Origin of the sequence: Streptococcus oralis subsp. oralis, from assembly GCF_002096595.1 — a bacterium.
Classification (GTDB): domain Bacteria; phylum Bacillota; class Bacilli; order Lactobacillales; family Streptococcaceae; genus Streptococcus; species Streptococcus oralis_D.
In genome coordinates this window covers 63071-75155 of sequence record NZ_NCUR01000007.1, presented here as the reverse complement: position 1 = coordinate 75155, position 12085 = coordinate 63071, and the positions used below count along the sequence as shown (strand labels likewise).

General features: G+C 42.7%; 13 protein-coding genes and 3 pseudogenes. 10 read left to right on the top strand and 6 right to left on the bottom strand.

Features of this window, described 5'->3' with window-relative positions; translation table 11 throughout:
* Positions 1-63: 63 nt before the first annotated feature.
* On the top strand, positions 64-606 hold the full coding sequence (locus tag B7714_RS00820; protein WP_084859299.1) for a DUF3592 domain-containing protein: 543 nt from the start codon (positions 64-66) through the stop codon (positions 604-606).
* 206 nt (positions 607-812) lie between these two features.
* Positions 813-1070, top strand: a complete 258-nt coding sequence (locus B7714_RS00815; RefSeq protein WP_002880547.1) for a metal-sensitive transcriptional regulator — start codon at positions 813-815, stop codon at positions 1068-1070.
* Between the two features lie 223 nt (positions 1071-1293).
* Here B7714_RS00815 and B7714_RS00810 read toward each other — a convergent pair whose 3' ends face one another.
* From B7714_RS00810 to B7714_RS00795, 3 genes and pseudogenes are all read right to left on the bottom strand, one after another.
* Positions 1294-1590: a rhodanese-like domain-containing protein gene (locus B7714_RS00810; RefSeq protein ID WP_084859296.1), complete on the bottom strand. Its 297-nt coding sequence runs from the start codon at positions 1588-1590 to the stop codon at positions 1294-1296.
* Positions 1565-1931 (bottom strand): annotated as a pseudogene (locus B7714_RS09935) (rhodanese-like domain-containing protein); the annotation flags it as partial. The gene B7714_RS00810 and the pseudogene B7714_RS09935, both read right to left, overlap by 26 nt.
* A gap of 9 nt (positions 1932-1940) precedes the next feature.
* A complete protein-coding gene (locus B7714_RS00795) occupies positions 1941-2249 on the bottom strand; it encodes a rhodanese-like domain-containing protein (RefSeq protein ID WP_000468871.1) in 309 nt (102 codons plus the stop codon).
* 175 nt (positions 2250-2424) lie between these two features.
* Here B7714_RS00795 and B7714_RS00790 point away from each other — a divergent pair, with 175 nt between their 5' ends.
* Positions 2425-2988 (top strand): sugar O-acetyltransferase, encoded by a 564-nt coding sequence (locus B7714_RS00790; RefSeq protein WP_084859294.1) that lies wholly within the window; start codon positions 2425-2427, stop codon positions 2986-2988.
* A gap of 44 nt (positions 2989-3032) precedes the next feature.
* Here B7714_RS00790 and B7714_RS00785 read toward each other — a convergent pair whose 3' ends face one another.
* Positions 3033-3716 (bottom strand): DUF4956 domain-containing protein, encoded by a 684-nt coding sequence (locus B7714_RS00785; RefSeq protein ID WP_084859377.1) that lies wholly within the window; start codon positions 3714-3716, stop codon positions 3033-3035.
* Positions 3709-4484, bottom strand: a pseudogene (locus B7714_RS00780) (polyphosphate polymerase domain-containing protein). The gene B7714_RS00785 and the pseudogene B7714_RS00780 overlap by 8 nt, the downstream one beginning before the upstream one ends.
* Before the next feature lie 201 nt (positions 4485-4685).
* Between B7714_RS00780 and B7714_RS00775 the strand changes: the two are divergent.
* Entirely contained in the window at positions 4686-5921 is a 1236-nt protein-coding gene (locus B7714_RS00775) for a carbohydrate-binding domain-containing protein (protein WP_084859293.1), read from the top strand.
* Positions 5922-5982: 61 nt separating this feature from the next.
* Here the strand turns inward: B7714_RS00775 and B7714_RS10005 are convergent.
* Positions 5983-6117, bottom strand: a pseudogene (locus B7714_RS10005) (low temperature requirement protein A); the annotation flags it as partial.
* A gap of 230 nt (positions 6118-6347) precedes the next feature.
* On the opposite strand from B7714_RS10005, the gene B7714_RS00770 reads away from it, so the two are divergent.
* The 6 genes from B7714_RS00770 to B7714_RS00740 all read left to right on the top strand — a co-directional run bounded on the left by B7714_RS00770 (position 6348) and on the right by B7714_RS00740 (position 11952).
* Positions 6348-7064 carry an ABC transporter ATP-binding protein gene (locus B7714_RS00770; protein WP_084859291.1) on the top strand — a complete coding sequence of 239 codons (717 nt, stop codon included), beginning with the start codon at positions 6348-6350 and terminating at the stop codon, positions 7062-7064.
* Between the two features lies 1 nt (position 7065).
* Positions 7066-8148, top strand: coding sequence for an ABC transporter permease (locus B7714_RS00765; RefSeq protein WP_001259047.1), 1083 nt, complete (start codon positions 7066-7068; stop codon positions 8146-8148).
* A 39-nt stretch (positions 8149-8187) separates the two neighbouring features.
* Positions 8188-8811, top strand: coding sequence for a TetR/AcrR family transcriptional regulator (locus B7714_RS00760; RefSeq protein ID WP_084859289.1), 624 nt, complete (start codon positions 8188-8190; stop codon positions 8809-8811).
* A 284-nt stretch (positions 8812-9095) separates the two neighbouring features.
* Entirely contained in the window at positions 9096-9860 is a 765-nt protein-coding gene (locus B7714_RS00750; protein ID WP_000615012.1) for a nucleoside phosphorylase, read from the top strand.
* Between the two features lie 33 nt (positions 9861-9893).
* Entirely contained in the window at positions 9894-11273 is a 1380-nt protein-coding gene (locus B7714_RS00745) for a TrkH family potassium uptake protein (protein ID WP_084859288.1), read from the top strand.
* 13 nt (positions 11274-11286) lie between these two features.
* Positions 11287-11952 carry a potassium channel family protein gene (locus B7714_RS00740; RefSeq protein WP_084859286.1) on the top strand — a complete coding sequence of 222 codons (666 nt, stop codon included), beginning with the start codon at positions 11287-11289 and terminating at the stop codon, positions 11950-11952.
* Positions 11953-12085 lie beyond the last annotated feature (133 nt).

The window sequence follows — 12085 nt, the reverse complement described above, 5'->3', positions numbered from 1 at the left end:
CAATGTTCTTCTGGACGAGTTAGTTTTGGGATTTTACCGTATAGAATAACAGGAGGAGTTCATATGAATAAAGAAGTGATTGGTTTGATAGTTGGGACAATCGTCATCTTCCTATCTTTTGTATTTGTGTGTGGGACCTTTCTTTTCCTCTATCTTCGAGATCAGAAGTTGGTCCGCCTTGCCAAGTCATCCGTTTCTGGAGCGGTTATCGGCTATAGCCGTTTTCGTGAGGGGTATCCACCTATCGTCGAATACACGGTGGATGGGATTGCTTATAAGAAAACCTTGCAGTATTTTATGTTCAAAACGGTCACAATTCCGTGGGGGACTACTAAATTTTTAAAGGACTATACAAGAGAAGATATGCTGGCACCTTCAATCACTCGCTACAGCAACTCCTTTGTTTCCTTCAAACGCTTGATGCAGACCCATTTCCCCCTTCATTCGGAGCTGACAGTCTGGTATGATCCAGACAAGCCGACCAGGGCCTATGTCGAACGTTACAGCGGAATGAACAAGTTTTACAAGTGGTTTGGTATCGGATTTGGGCTGGCTCTAGTTATAGTCTATGGGATAGTGATCCTAGCCTTTTTGTCCAAGATATAAGGCATAAAAGTCAGTTGGTTAATGGGAAACTTTATTTCCCATCGAGCTTCAAGGAGGACAGAGTTTCTTTTCCATTTCCATGCTTATCAATCTTTTCTATCTGATACAGAGGAGAGGTTGCCTCCTACAAATACAGACAGGAAGTGAATTTTGACAAAGCCCCTTATTCGAGATATAATGAAGAAAAAGTGACCAAGGATAAATCAATGACAAACTCAAAGTATATAACACGCCTGAAACGTTCAGAGGGTCAGTTGCGTGGGATTCAAAAGATGATTGAAGAAGATCGTGACTGCGCAGATATTGTTACGCAGTTGACAGCAGTGAAATCTAGCGTTGAGCGCGTGATTGAGATGATCATTACTGAAAATCTCACTGACTGTATCAACCAACCACTAGACGACCCCGAGGCTCAAAAGGAACGCCTAGAAAAGGCCATCCGATACCTGATTAAACGAAAATAAACTAATTTGCTATTGATAAACAATGCAGACAAAGGTATTTAAGTTTGTTCCGACAAAAAAATCATGTCGGACAAACGGATGATTTCCCCCAAATACCAATGAGCAAACCTCTTTTTAGATACCATCAATTTGCTTCGTTTTATAGAAGCGACGGGCTACGAATCCTATATCAGTGGGTTGCAGAAATGAAAAAACCGATTAAGGAACTTAATCGGTTTTTTCATTATTCTACTTGACCGGGCCAAGCATTCATACCACCTTCTACATTGATAACGGTAAGGCCTTGAGCGCTTAGAAATTCACAAGCAGATGCGGAGCGTACTCCGCCTTGACAGATGACATGGTATTCCTGGTCAGCTTTGAGTTCTTTGTAACCTTGCTCCAAGGTACTTAACGGAAGATTTTTGGCACCTGGTGCATGTCCTGCTTGGAATTCGTGCACTTCACGTACATCGATAAGGTTTAGATTTTCATTTAGGTATTTTTCATAAAAGTCAGCCATGCTGATACTCGTTTCCATATTCGACTCCTTCTGGATTAGCCATTTTATATAGTGAATAAGCGCCATCAAGGTTTTGGACGGCAAATCCTGCCTGCTGGAGGATACGCTCTGTGATATAGTTGCGCAAAACGCTGTGGCAGCTAAGGATGTAGGCTTGGTTCTTGTCTGGTTCACCCAAGATCTCCCTTAGTTCATTTAGGGGTTATGGATGGTATCGACCTTGGGTCGCCCCCCTGAAATTCGCCACTTATCCGTACATCTAGGGATTTTTGGCCCTTAGTCAGATCGTCTTTGAGCTGACACCATTGGATATTATCGCTCAGACCTTCGATAAGGTTCAAGGCTGTGTAGCCAATTATTTTATGCTTCTAGATGACCTTGCCTGTCCAAGCGCTCATACCGCCTCGGACATTGATGACATCGTAGCCTTTTTTCTTTAGCTTTTTCGCAGCTAGTTTGCTTCGCACACCAGAATGACAAATAACATAGAGTGTTTCTTTTGTCGCTGGTGTGTAAGAACCGATTTCCGTTAAAGGAACATTTTTGGCATTTTTGATATGGCCTCTCCGGAATTCCATAGGCGTCCGAACATCTAGTAGCTGAATCGGTTCTCTGAGTTTAGCTTCTAACTCGCTGGTCGAAATACTGTCAATTTTTGTAAATAATAGGTGAAACATAGGCACCTCCAAATATACCCTTATGGGGTATATTAAACCATGAAGTCAAGCTTTTGTCAAGCAAGTTGTTTTAACTTGGGAGGGAATTAGTTTCGAGAGTCTAGAAAGCAGGCTATTCTTGACCTTTCAAAGGCTTTTTGATATGATGGGTCCAAAGTAAGTGTGAGGTGATAAGATGGCTAGCGAATACCAGAAAATGATAGCAGGGGAGCCTTACCGTCCGTCGGATCCTGAATTACGGACCTTGGCGCAGGCTTCTCGCCAAAAACAGGCTGCCTTTAACCGAGAAGAAGATCCCTTGAAAGGGGCGGAGATTATCAAAAGTTGGTTTGGTTCAACTGGGGAAAATCTCTATGTCAATCCACGCCTGGTGGTCGATTATGGAGTCAATATCCATCTAGGGGAAAATTTTTATTCTAATTGGAACTTGACCATGCTGGATGTTTGTCCGATTCGCATCGGGAACAACGCCATGCTTGGCCCCAACTGTCAGTTTTTAACCCCACTCCATCCACTGGATCCGGATGAACGCAATTCAGGGGTCGAATACGGCAAGCCCATCACCATCGGAGATAATTTCTGGGCTGGAGGTGGTGTCATCGTCCTTCCTGGGGTGACACTGGGCAATAACGTTGTTGCTGGAGCAGGGGCCGTGATTACCAAGTCCTTCGGAGATAATGTTGTCCTAGGTGGCAATCCTGCGCGAGTTATCAAGGAAATCTCTGTGAAAGAAAATTAAAAAGAACAGCTGGGGCTGTTCTTTTTTTAATTTTTATCTTAGTCTTATAGATTTTTCTTCTTTTTGGCTTTCTTGGTCAAGGAAACATCGCACTGAGATATCTTGCTTGTCAGGTAGCTTGTCAGTTGAAAGTCGTCTACTTGAGGATTGAGATCGACTTCGTAGACGGTTTGCAAGGATTCACCAGCATTGCTGGTATCTACTGAGATAAGGTCAGACTCGGTACAAAATTGATCCAGCGCGACCTGAATAGTATCTAGGCGGTCTTCTTTATTGGGAAGTGTGATGGTTAAGAGTCTACGACTTTGGTGATTGCTCTTGCTCTGTTGTTTTTCCAAAAGGAGCCAAATGCCTAGGATAAAGACTGTGAAGAGAACGGCTAAGAAAAGATAGCCTGTCCCTGCCGCCAGACCGATGATCATGGCTAGAAAGATAGCGATCAGCTCTCGAGAGCCACTCGTGGCAGAACGGAAACGAATGAGACTGAAGGTCCCTGCTACTGCAATCGACGTTCCGAGACTGCCATTGACGAGGAAGATCACCAGCGTCATCAAACAAGGTAAAAGGATCAAACTGATGACAAATTCCCGTATGTAAAGAGTCCGTTGCTTGTAGGCCCAGCTGAGTGCTAGTCCTAGAAAAAGGCTGACGACGAGGGCAAGTAGGAGTTGGAGAGGGTCAGCAGTGGCGGTTGCGTCGTTGAAAATAGAATTAAAAAGATTAGACATAAGCATTACCTACACTTTCTCCGATAGGTTGTGGGGCATAGGCCAGTCCTTGTGATTTATGGTAGGCGCAGGAGTATTTTGAGAATTTTTGCTCTACCAGCCCATACTTATCAAGGATATCCTGTAGCCATTGCGGTTTGTCACCAGGCGCCTTGATTTCCATGATGACCAGGTCGTCTTCTAAGAGAGGCAGGCCTTTTTGTCAGCAAATAGGCAGACCTGTTTATCACGATAGATCAGGTTTTGGTCAAGAGTGACACGAATTTTCTGGTAGGGGAATCCTTGAATTTTCTTTTTTTCTTTTAGTGAAAAACGGTCATAAGAAATATAGATACGTGGTTTGAGAGCTTCACTGTAGCGTTGACGTAGCTTTTGAACCTCTGCTACCAGAAAGCTATCTTTGATCAGGCCTTCTCCCCAACCTTTGGTGATGAGTTGGGTGATGGTATCTGACTGGGATAGGACGCGGTGCTTGTGACCGACACCGGCATCATCTTTTGACTTGATTTCTAGAAAGACGGGGCTGTCAGCGCTTGGTTGCGCGAGATAGGTCCGCATACGGATTTTTTCCTTCTTATGCTGATCCTGCAGAGAGTCTTGGATGAGCTGAAAATCTTCTGTGTCAAAGTAGATATTGGAAATGGTCGAAGTCGGATAGTCGTCCTCGACGAGGTAGTCTTTCAAATCTTCTATTAAATCGTGTAGGTCTGTTTTAGAAACCATATACTTGGTTTCGATCCGTTCAAAGCTTGTTTCTAGGGGTTTCATAAGCAATTTCTCCTTCAGATAAATCATAGATTAAACAAGGTAAACTTGCTTGGAACAAGTCTAGAGGACATTTCTAAAAGTTTTATTAAGCGAAACTTAACTGAAACTGAATTTAAGGAAACTTTCAGAAAAGTTTTAGTTTCGTTTCAGGAATCTTCTGTAGACTGTCTAGCTATATCATACGAAGGAGAGGAAAAAGGTATGAAATCAAAAAAATGGCCCCTACTCGCAACGAGTTTAACGGCAATGGTGCTGATGGCAGCATGTGCCCAGTCAACAACTACATCCACTACCAATGAAACGACAAATAGTTCTACAACAACTGCAACAAAGACAAACCAATCATCCTATTTTACAGAGAAGGACAATGATACTTCTTATGATGAAAGCACAGCTTCTAAAATTGAGCTATCTGGCTCATCTGCAAACATCTCTGGAGATGGGGTGACAGTCTCTGAATCAACAGTGACCATTACAAAATCTGGGACCTATGTGATTTCAGGTCAGTCTGACGGAGTGCAGATCAAGATCGAGACAGATAAGTCGGCAGATGTTCATCTAGTCCTAAAAGGTGTCACCATGACCAACACCAATGCAGCAATTTCTGCGACATCAGCCGGCCATGTCTACCTAACTCTAGCAGAGGGAACTACCAACAGTCTCTCTGACTCAAGCTCTAACAGCGACGAAAAAGCAGACGCAGCTCTCTTTTCTAAGGTGGATTTGACCATCAACGGGAAGGGAACTCTCAATGTAGATGGCAAGAAAAACAATGGTATCAAGGCTAATGACACTCTCCACATCACGGGTGGAACCTATAACATCACAGCAGTTGGCGATGCCTTTAATGTCAATGATGAACTCAACATCACTGGTACGACCATGACTATCGATGCCAAAGAAGATGGGGTCAAGGTGGACAATGACGAGGATACTTCAGTCGGAACCATGTACCTATCCAACAACAACATCACCGTTACAGCAGGAGATGATGGCATCCACGCATCAGGTGATTTGGTTATCGATAGTGGTACCTACACCGTCAAGAATTCGACAGAAGGACTTGAAGGTAAGTCAATCACTATGAACGGTGGGGACATTACCATCTACTCAACAGATGATGGGGTTAATGCAGCCAACAAAAACGCCCAACAGAGTGAAATCTTCTTCACTATGAACGGTGGGAACCTGACTGTAGAAGTTGGTCAAGGAGATACAGACCCAATCGACTCAAACGGCAATATCACAGTCACAGGCGGAACCATTAAAATGACTGGTCAAACAGGTTTTGACTTTGATGGAACAGCGACCTACACAGGTGGAGATATCTATCTCAATGGCGAAAAACAAACGGAAATCGTCAACTCTATGCCTGGAGGCGGTGGACCAAATGGAGGCCCTCAAGACGGCGGTCCAGCCCCTGGCGGACAAGGATAAAAAAGAATCTCCTTTTTCGAAAGAGAAGGGAGAGTTTTTGTGTTTGAGAGGTGGATTGTAGCTAAAATAACTCCCAATTAGGTCTTGAAAATTTCTTAGTCTGTTTCATATAAAAATGAGTAAAATGAATTTCCATCGCCAAGGTCATTAGAGTTGCGATAGCAATGACGATGGTAGGATTGGCTGAGAAAAGTAGAGGAAGAATAGGCCTTTAAAAAGTGGACAGGAAAGACCATTTCGGAGTATAGAGAGGAAGTTCAAAAACATTTTTAGAAATAAGACATGTGCATTATAAACATCAGATACGAATCTGGTGTTTTATTTTTTAAAAGAATTTAACCTTTTCTCTTGACAAGTGAGTGATTACTCACTATAATAGCTTCTATGATTTAAAAAGTGAGTAAACACTCACCTAGGAGGAAGCATATGAAAAAATTGCTACATTTACAAGATTTAGTAAAATCTTTTGACCATCAAGTAGTTCTGAATCATGTCAGCTTTGAATTGCAGCTAGGAGAAATTATAGGATTAATTGGTCCGTCTGGTGCTGGTAAATCAACTATGATTAAGACTACGTTAGGAATGGAAAAGGCTGATGGAGGCCTAGCTTTAGTGTTAAATCACACTATGCCCAATCGTCATATTTTAGGAGATATTGGCTATATGGCCCAATCAGATGCTTTATACGAGTCCTTGTCTGGTCAAGAAAATCTGGAATTTTTTGGTCAGCTAAAGGGGCTTTCTAAAAAAGACCTAAAGGCGGAAATTGCTCATATAGCTCAAGTAGTAGATCTGACAGACTACTTAAACAAGGCGGTATCTGGTTATTCTGGAGGAATGAAACGGCGTTTGTCTCTTGCTATCGCGCTGTTAGGAAATCCTCAACTCTTGATTTTGGACGAACCGACAGTTGGAATCGACCCTTCTCTTCGAAAGAAAATCTGGAAAGAATTATTCGCGCTTAGAGACAATGGGGTAGGGATATTAGTTACTACCCATGTTATGAATGAAGCAGAGTTGACGGATAAGGTCGGCTTATTATTAGGCGGAAAAATCATTGCTTTTGATACACCGCAACACTTAAAAGAAAGTTATCAAGTTTCAAGTATTGAAGAAGTATTTTTAAGAGCAGAAGGTGAGTAAAATGAGAACAATAGCGATTGCAAAAAAAGTCATCAAAGAATTACTTCGTGACAAACGAACTCTAGCCCTGATGTTTATAGCACCTGTTTTTATCATGTGGCTGATGAACCTCATGTTTTCAGCTAGTACAACCGTGAATGTCAAGTTAGCAACACAGGATCTACCAACTGGTTTGGTAACGAAAATGGATGAGCTCGATCATGTGGACGTTGAGACTTATCAAGATTTAGATCAAGCCAAAGAAGCGCTAGCAAATGAAAAAGTCGATGCTGTGATTTCTTATAAAAACGGTGAGTATCAGGTCGACTACGCAAACACAGACGCCTCCAAAACATCTATGATACGACAAGTGTTACGAACGAGTATCGCCAGTGAAGGCACCGATCAGTTAGTATCTCGTGTTAAACAAGCTCTTCCACAATTGGACTCGGACGCAAAAACACCAGAAATCAAGGAGTCTTACCAGTATGGAGATGAAAATACAAGCTTCTTTACCAGCATGATTCCGGTTTTGATAGGTTTTGTAGTTTTCTTCTTTGTCTTTTTGATTTCAGGTATGGCGCTTTTGAAAGAGCGCACCAGTGGAACACTAGAACGTTTGTTAGCAACACCAGTGAAACGATCTGAAATCGTCTATGGCTATATGTTGTCTTACGGTATTATTGCGATTTTTCAAACGGCAGTTGTCGTTTTAGCAGCAATTTGGCTACTAGATGTAGAAGTTGTAGGAAGTATTTTAAATGTTATAATAGTTAATGTGGTACTGGCTCTTGTAGCACTAGCTTTTGGAATTCTCTTGTCTACTCTAGCAAAATCAGAATTCCAAATGATGCAATTTATTCCTCTCGTGATTATGCCCCAACTTTTTTTCTCAGGAATTATTCCATTGTCATCCATGGGAGAATGGGCTCCAACTGTGGGGAAATTTTTGCCATTAACCTATTCTGGTGATGCAATAAGCCAGATTATTCTTTACGGGCACAATCTTGGTGATATTTTGTCAAATCTTGGTGTTTTAATGATTTTCTTGATCATTTTAACAATTCTCAATATTGTTGGATTGCGTCGTTATCGTAAAGTTTAGAAATCAACATAAATAATGCTAAAAAGGTGTGAAGATTAGATGGATAAGACTGTTTTTGAATCGTTTGAAGATTACTTAGAAGAAGCGAATTACCCTCAAGGAAAGAAAAAAATCATGCAGGCAGCAGTGGATCTCATATCAACTAGGAGTTACCATGGGACCTCAACTCTTCACATAGCTGAGCGTGCTGGACTAAGCCAGGCAACTTTGTTTAAGTATTTTAAGACGAAGGATGATCTACTGACGGCTATTTTACATCCTGTAGTCCCAAGCATTTTCGGTAGTTTTTTTGAGGAACTCTTAGCTTTTGAAACGACAGAAGAGAGGGTTCGTTATCTCGTCCACAATCGTATGAGCTATCTCAAAAAAAATCGTGCTTTGATGAAAATCATTCTGCAGGAGAGTTTTTCAAATAAGAAACTAAAAAATGAACAGATTTTTATCTGGAATGCTATTCAAGATAAACTTCGAGTGCTTCATAAGGAATTGCTAGCAGATCCACGTGTAAATCCAGAGATAACGATTCCTCAAATGGTTCGTATTTGTGTTGGTCCATTGTTGGCTTACTTCGCTCAACTTTATATCGTTAGCGACAACGGAGAAATAAAGGAAGAGGACCTAGACTTATTAGAAAAACAGATTTTGGGTGCTTTGTGGAAATAGAGTAGGCCTAGACAAAATGGAGGCTAGATTCTATTGGTTTGGCTTCTTGCACAAGATAATATAAAAGGGTATATATTGCCTGATGCAGATTCGTGCTTTTTTATTGTTGAATTTGCTATTTTGGTGATAGTTCTCAATCACTTTACTAAAACAGAAACCGACCTCTCCAGCAGAGCAACGATTTCTTAAATGTATGGAAGAGGAGTTTTCTGGCTTGCTAAAGACAACTCCTTGACACTTCGTCAGCTTTTGATACAATAGTACAAAATTAGAGGAGGTGGGCTATGATTCAGAAACATGCGATTCCCATTTTAGAGTTTGATGACAATCCCCAGGCGGTCCTTATGCCAATACATGAGGGGCTAGATTTAAAGTTGCCAAAGAAGTGCATCTATGCGTTTTTGGAGGAAGAGATTGACCGCTATGCTCAGGAAGTAGGTGCGGACTGCATTGGTGAGTTCGTTTCGGCCACCAAGACTTATCCAGTCTACGTCCTCAACTACAAGGGCGAGGAGATCTGTCTGGCTCAAGCGCCTGTTGGTTCTGCCCCAGCGGCCCAGTTTATGGATTGGTTGATTGGCTATGGTGTGGAGCAAATCATTTCCACTGGAACCTGTGGTGTCCTAGCCGATATAGAGGAGAATGCCTTTCTCGTCCCTGTTCGCGCTTTGCGAGATGAGGGAACCAGCTACCATTATGTAGCGCCTTCTCGTTATATGGAGATGCAGATTGAGGCTATCTCTGCCATTGAGCAAATTTTGGAGCAAAGAGGCATCCCTTACGAGGAAGTCATGACCTGGACGACAGATGGTTTTTACCGAGAGACGGCTGAAAAGGTTGCTTATCGTAAGGAAGAAGGCTGTGCTGTTGTGGAGATGGAGTGCTCTGCTCTTGCGGCAGTAGCTCAGCTACGTGGAGTTGTCTGGGGAGAACTGCTCTTTACTGCAGATTCCTTGGCAGATCTGGACAACTACGACAGTCGTGACTGGGATTCTGAAGCTTTTGACAAGGCCCTCGAACTATGTCTTGCCATTGTGCACCACATGTGAGTGTTCTGACTGTTTTTATGGTAGAATGTAGCTATGTTATTCAAATCTTTTTTGGAAAAAATCAAGACGACGCTGTCTCGGTTATCGCCAGCCCGTCGCATCTTTTTAAGTTTTGCCCTAGTAATCTTCTTGGGCTCGCTCCTTTTAAGCCTCCCCTTTGTGCAATCAGAAACGTCACAAGCGGCCTACTTTGATCATCTCTTTACAACGGTGTCCATGGTCTGTGTGACAGGGCTCTTCACCCAGCCGGTAGCCTCTACTTACAATATGTGGGGCCAGTTGATCTGTATGCTCTTGATCCAGATTGGCGGTTTGGGGCTCATGACCTTTATCGGAATCTTTTATATCCAAGGCAAGCAAAAGCTCAGTCTTCGTGGCCGGGAGACCATTCAAGAAAGTTTCAGTTATGGAGAAACCCAGTCTTTAAAGGACTTTATTCGCTCGATCTTTCTGACGACTTTTCTGGTAGAAGGGATCGGTGCCTTTCTCCTGAGTTTTCGATTTATTCCGGAATTTGGCTGGGGCCGAGGACTGTTAACCTCTATCTTTTTGGCTGTTTCAGCTTTCTGTAATGCTGGATTTGATAATTTTGGAAGTACGAGTTTGGTAGCCTTTCAAACAGACCCCTTGATCAATCTAGTGATTGCAGGTTTGATTATCACGGGTGGTCTAGGATTTATGGTCTGGTTTGACCTAGCGACCCAGTTTGGGAAAAAGAAAAAACGCCGCCTGCGTTTCCATACCAAGTTGGTTCTCTTTTTAACGGCGGGAATTCTGCTCTTTGGAACCGTATCGACTTTGTTCATCGAGTGGAACAATCCTGGAACGATTGGAAATCTCAGCGCTCCAGAGAAATTGCTGGTTAGTTTCTTCCAGACCGTCAGCATGAGAACGGCAGGCTTTGCTTCCATTGACTACACTCAGGCTCGACCAGTTACCTTACTGATCTACATCCTACAGATGTTTCTGGGCGGGGCACCTGGAGGGACAGCAGGGGGGCTCAAGATTACGACCTTCTTTGTCTTATTGGTCTTTGCTCGTAGCGAACTATTGGGCTTGCCTCATGCCAATGTGGCTCGGAGGACCATTGAACCCCGAACTGTGCAAAAATCTTTCAGTGTCTTTATTATCTTCTTGCTAACATTCTTGCTGGGCTTGATCCTACTAGGGATAACAGCAGATGGAAATCCGCGCTTCATCTACCTCATGTTTGAGACCATTTCAGCCCTTGCGACAGTTGGGGTGACGGCAAATTTAACACCAGAGTTAGGCAAGATAGCCCTCAGCATCGTTATGTTGTTGATGTTTATTGGCCGTATTGGTCCCTTGACACTACTGGTCAGTGTAGCGGAATACCAGCCAGACAAGAAAGATACGATTCACTATATGAAAGCAGATATCACTATTGGATAAGAAAGGAAGAACGATGTCAGATCGGACAATTGGAATTTTAGGCTTGGGAATTTTTGGGAGCAGTGTTTTGGCTGCTCTAGCCAAGCATGACATGAATATCATTGCTATTGATGACCACGAGGAACGCATTAATCAATTTGAACCTGTGCTGGCGCGTGGGGTAGTTGGAGATATCACGGATGAAGAACTCCTTCTATCAGCGGGGATTGACACCTGTGATACCGTAGTTGTCGCAACGGGTGAAAATCTGGAGTCCAGTGTTCTCGCGGTTATGCACTGCAAGAGTCTAGGAGTGCCGACTGTTATTGCCAAGGTCAAAAGTCATACAGCTAAAAAGGTGTTAGAAAAAATTGGCGCGGACGCAGTCATCTCACCAGAGTTTGAAATGGGGCGCTCATTGGCACAGACCATCCTCTTTCATAACAGTGTAGACGTCTTTCAGCTAGACAAGAATGTATCGATTGTCGAGATGAAAATCCCCCAATCATGGGTAGGTAAAAGCCTCAGTCAGCTAGATTTACGTGGGCGATACAACCTCAACGTACTTGGCTTTCGTGCCTACGAAAATGCTCCTCTGGATGTCCAATTCGGACCCAATGACCTCTTGGAGGCAGATGCCTACATCATGGCCGTCATTAATAACCAACATTTGGACACCCTAGCTGAACTGAGTGAGTAGGAGAGGAAGGGTACTCTCTTTCCAACAATTAACGAGTCAATATAAGTATTTTATAAGAGGGATTTAAGAAAAATTTTAACTTTTTCTTAATCCTTTTTAATTTTAGGAGATTATACTAGAGTCATCAAAAAAA

Bases quoted from the DNA above. Each gene is read 5' to 3' on its own strand.
- B7714_RS00820 (WP_084859299.1), top strand. From the start codon at position 64: ATGAATAAAGAAGTGATTGGTTTGATAGTTGGGACAATCGTCATCTTC.
- B7714_RS00815 (WP_002880547.1), top strand. From the start codon at position 813: ATGACAAACTCAAAGTATATAACACGCCTGAAACGTTCAGAGGGTCAG.
- B7714_RS00810 (WP_084859296.1), bottom strand. From the start codon at position 1,590: ATGGAAACGAGTATCAGCATGGCTGACTTTTATGAAAAATACCTAAAT.
- B7714_RS00795 (WP_000468871.1), bottom strand. From the start codon at position 2,249: ATGTTTCACCTATTATTTACAAAAATTGACAGTATTTCGACCAGCGAG.
- B7714_RS00790 (WP_084859294.1), top strand. From the start codon at position 2,425: ATGGCTAGCGAATACCAGAAAATGATAGCAGGGGAGCCTTACCGTCCG.
- B7714_RS00785 (WP_084859377.1), bottom strand. From the start codon at position 3,716: ATGTCTAATCTTTTTAATTCTATTTTCAACGACGCAACCGCCACTGCT.
- B7714_RS00775 (WP_084859293.1), top strand. From the start codon at position 4,686: ATGAAATCAAAAAAATGGCCCCTACTCGCAACGAGTTTAACGGCAATG.
- B7714_RS00770 (WP_084859291.1), top strand. From the start codon at position 6,348: ATGAAAAAATTGCTACATTTACAAGATTTAGTAAAATCTTTTGACCAT.
- B7714_RS00765 (WP_001259047.1), top strand. From the start codon at position 7,066: ATGAGAACAATAGCGATTGCAAAAAAAGTCATCAAAGAATTACTTCGT.
- B7714_RS00760 (WP_084859289.1), top strand. From the start codon at position 8,188: ATGGATAAGACTGTTTTTGAATCGTTTGAAGATTACTTAGAAGAAGCG.
- B7714_RS00750 (WP_000615012.1), top strand. From the start codon at position 9,096: ATGATTCAGAAACATGCGATTCCCATTTTAGAGTTTGATGACAATCCC.
- B7714_RS00745 (WP_084859288.1), top strand. From the start codon at position 9,894: ATGTTATTCAAATCTTTTTTGGAAAAAATCAAGACGACGCTGTCTCGG.
- B7714_RS00740 (WP_084859286.1), top strand. From the start codon at position 11,287: ATGTCAGATCGGACAATTGGAATTTTAGGCTTGGGAATTTTTGGGAGC.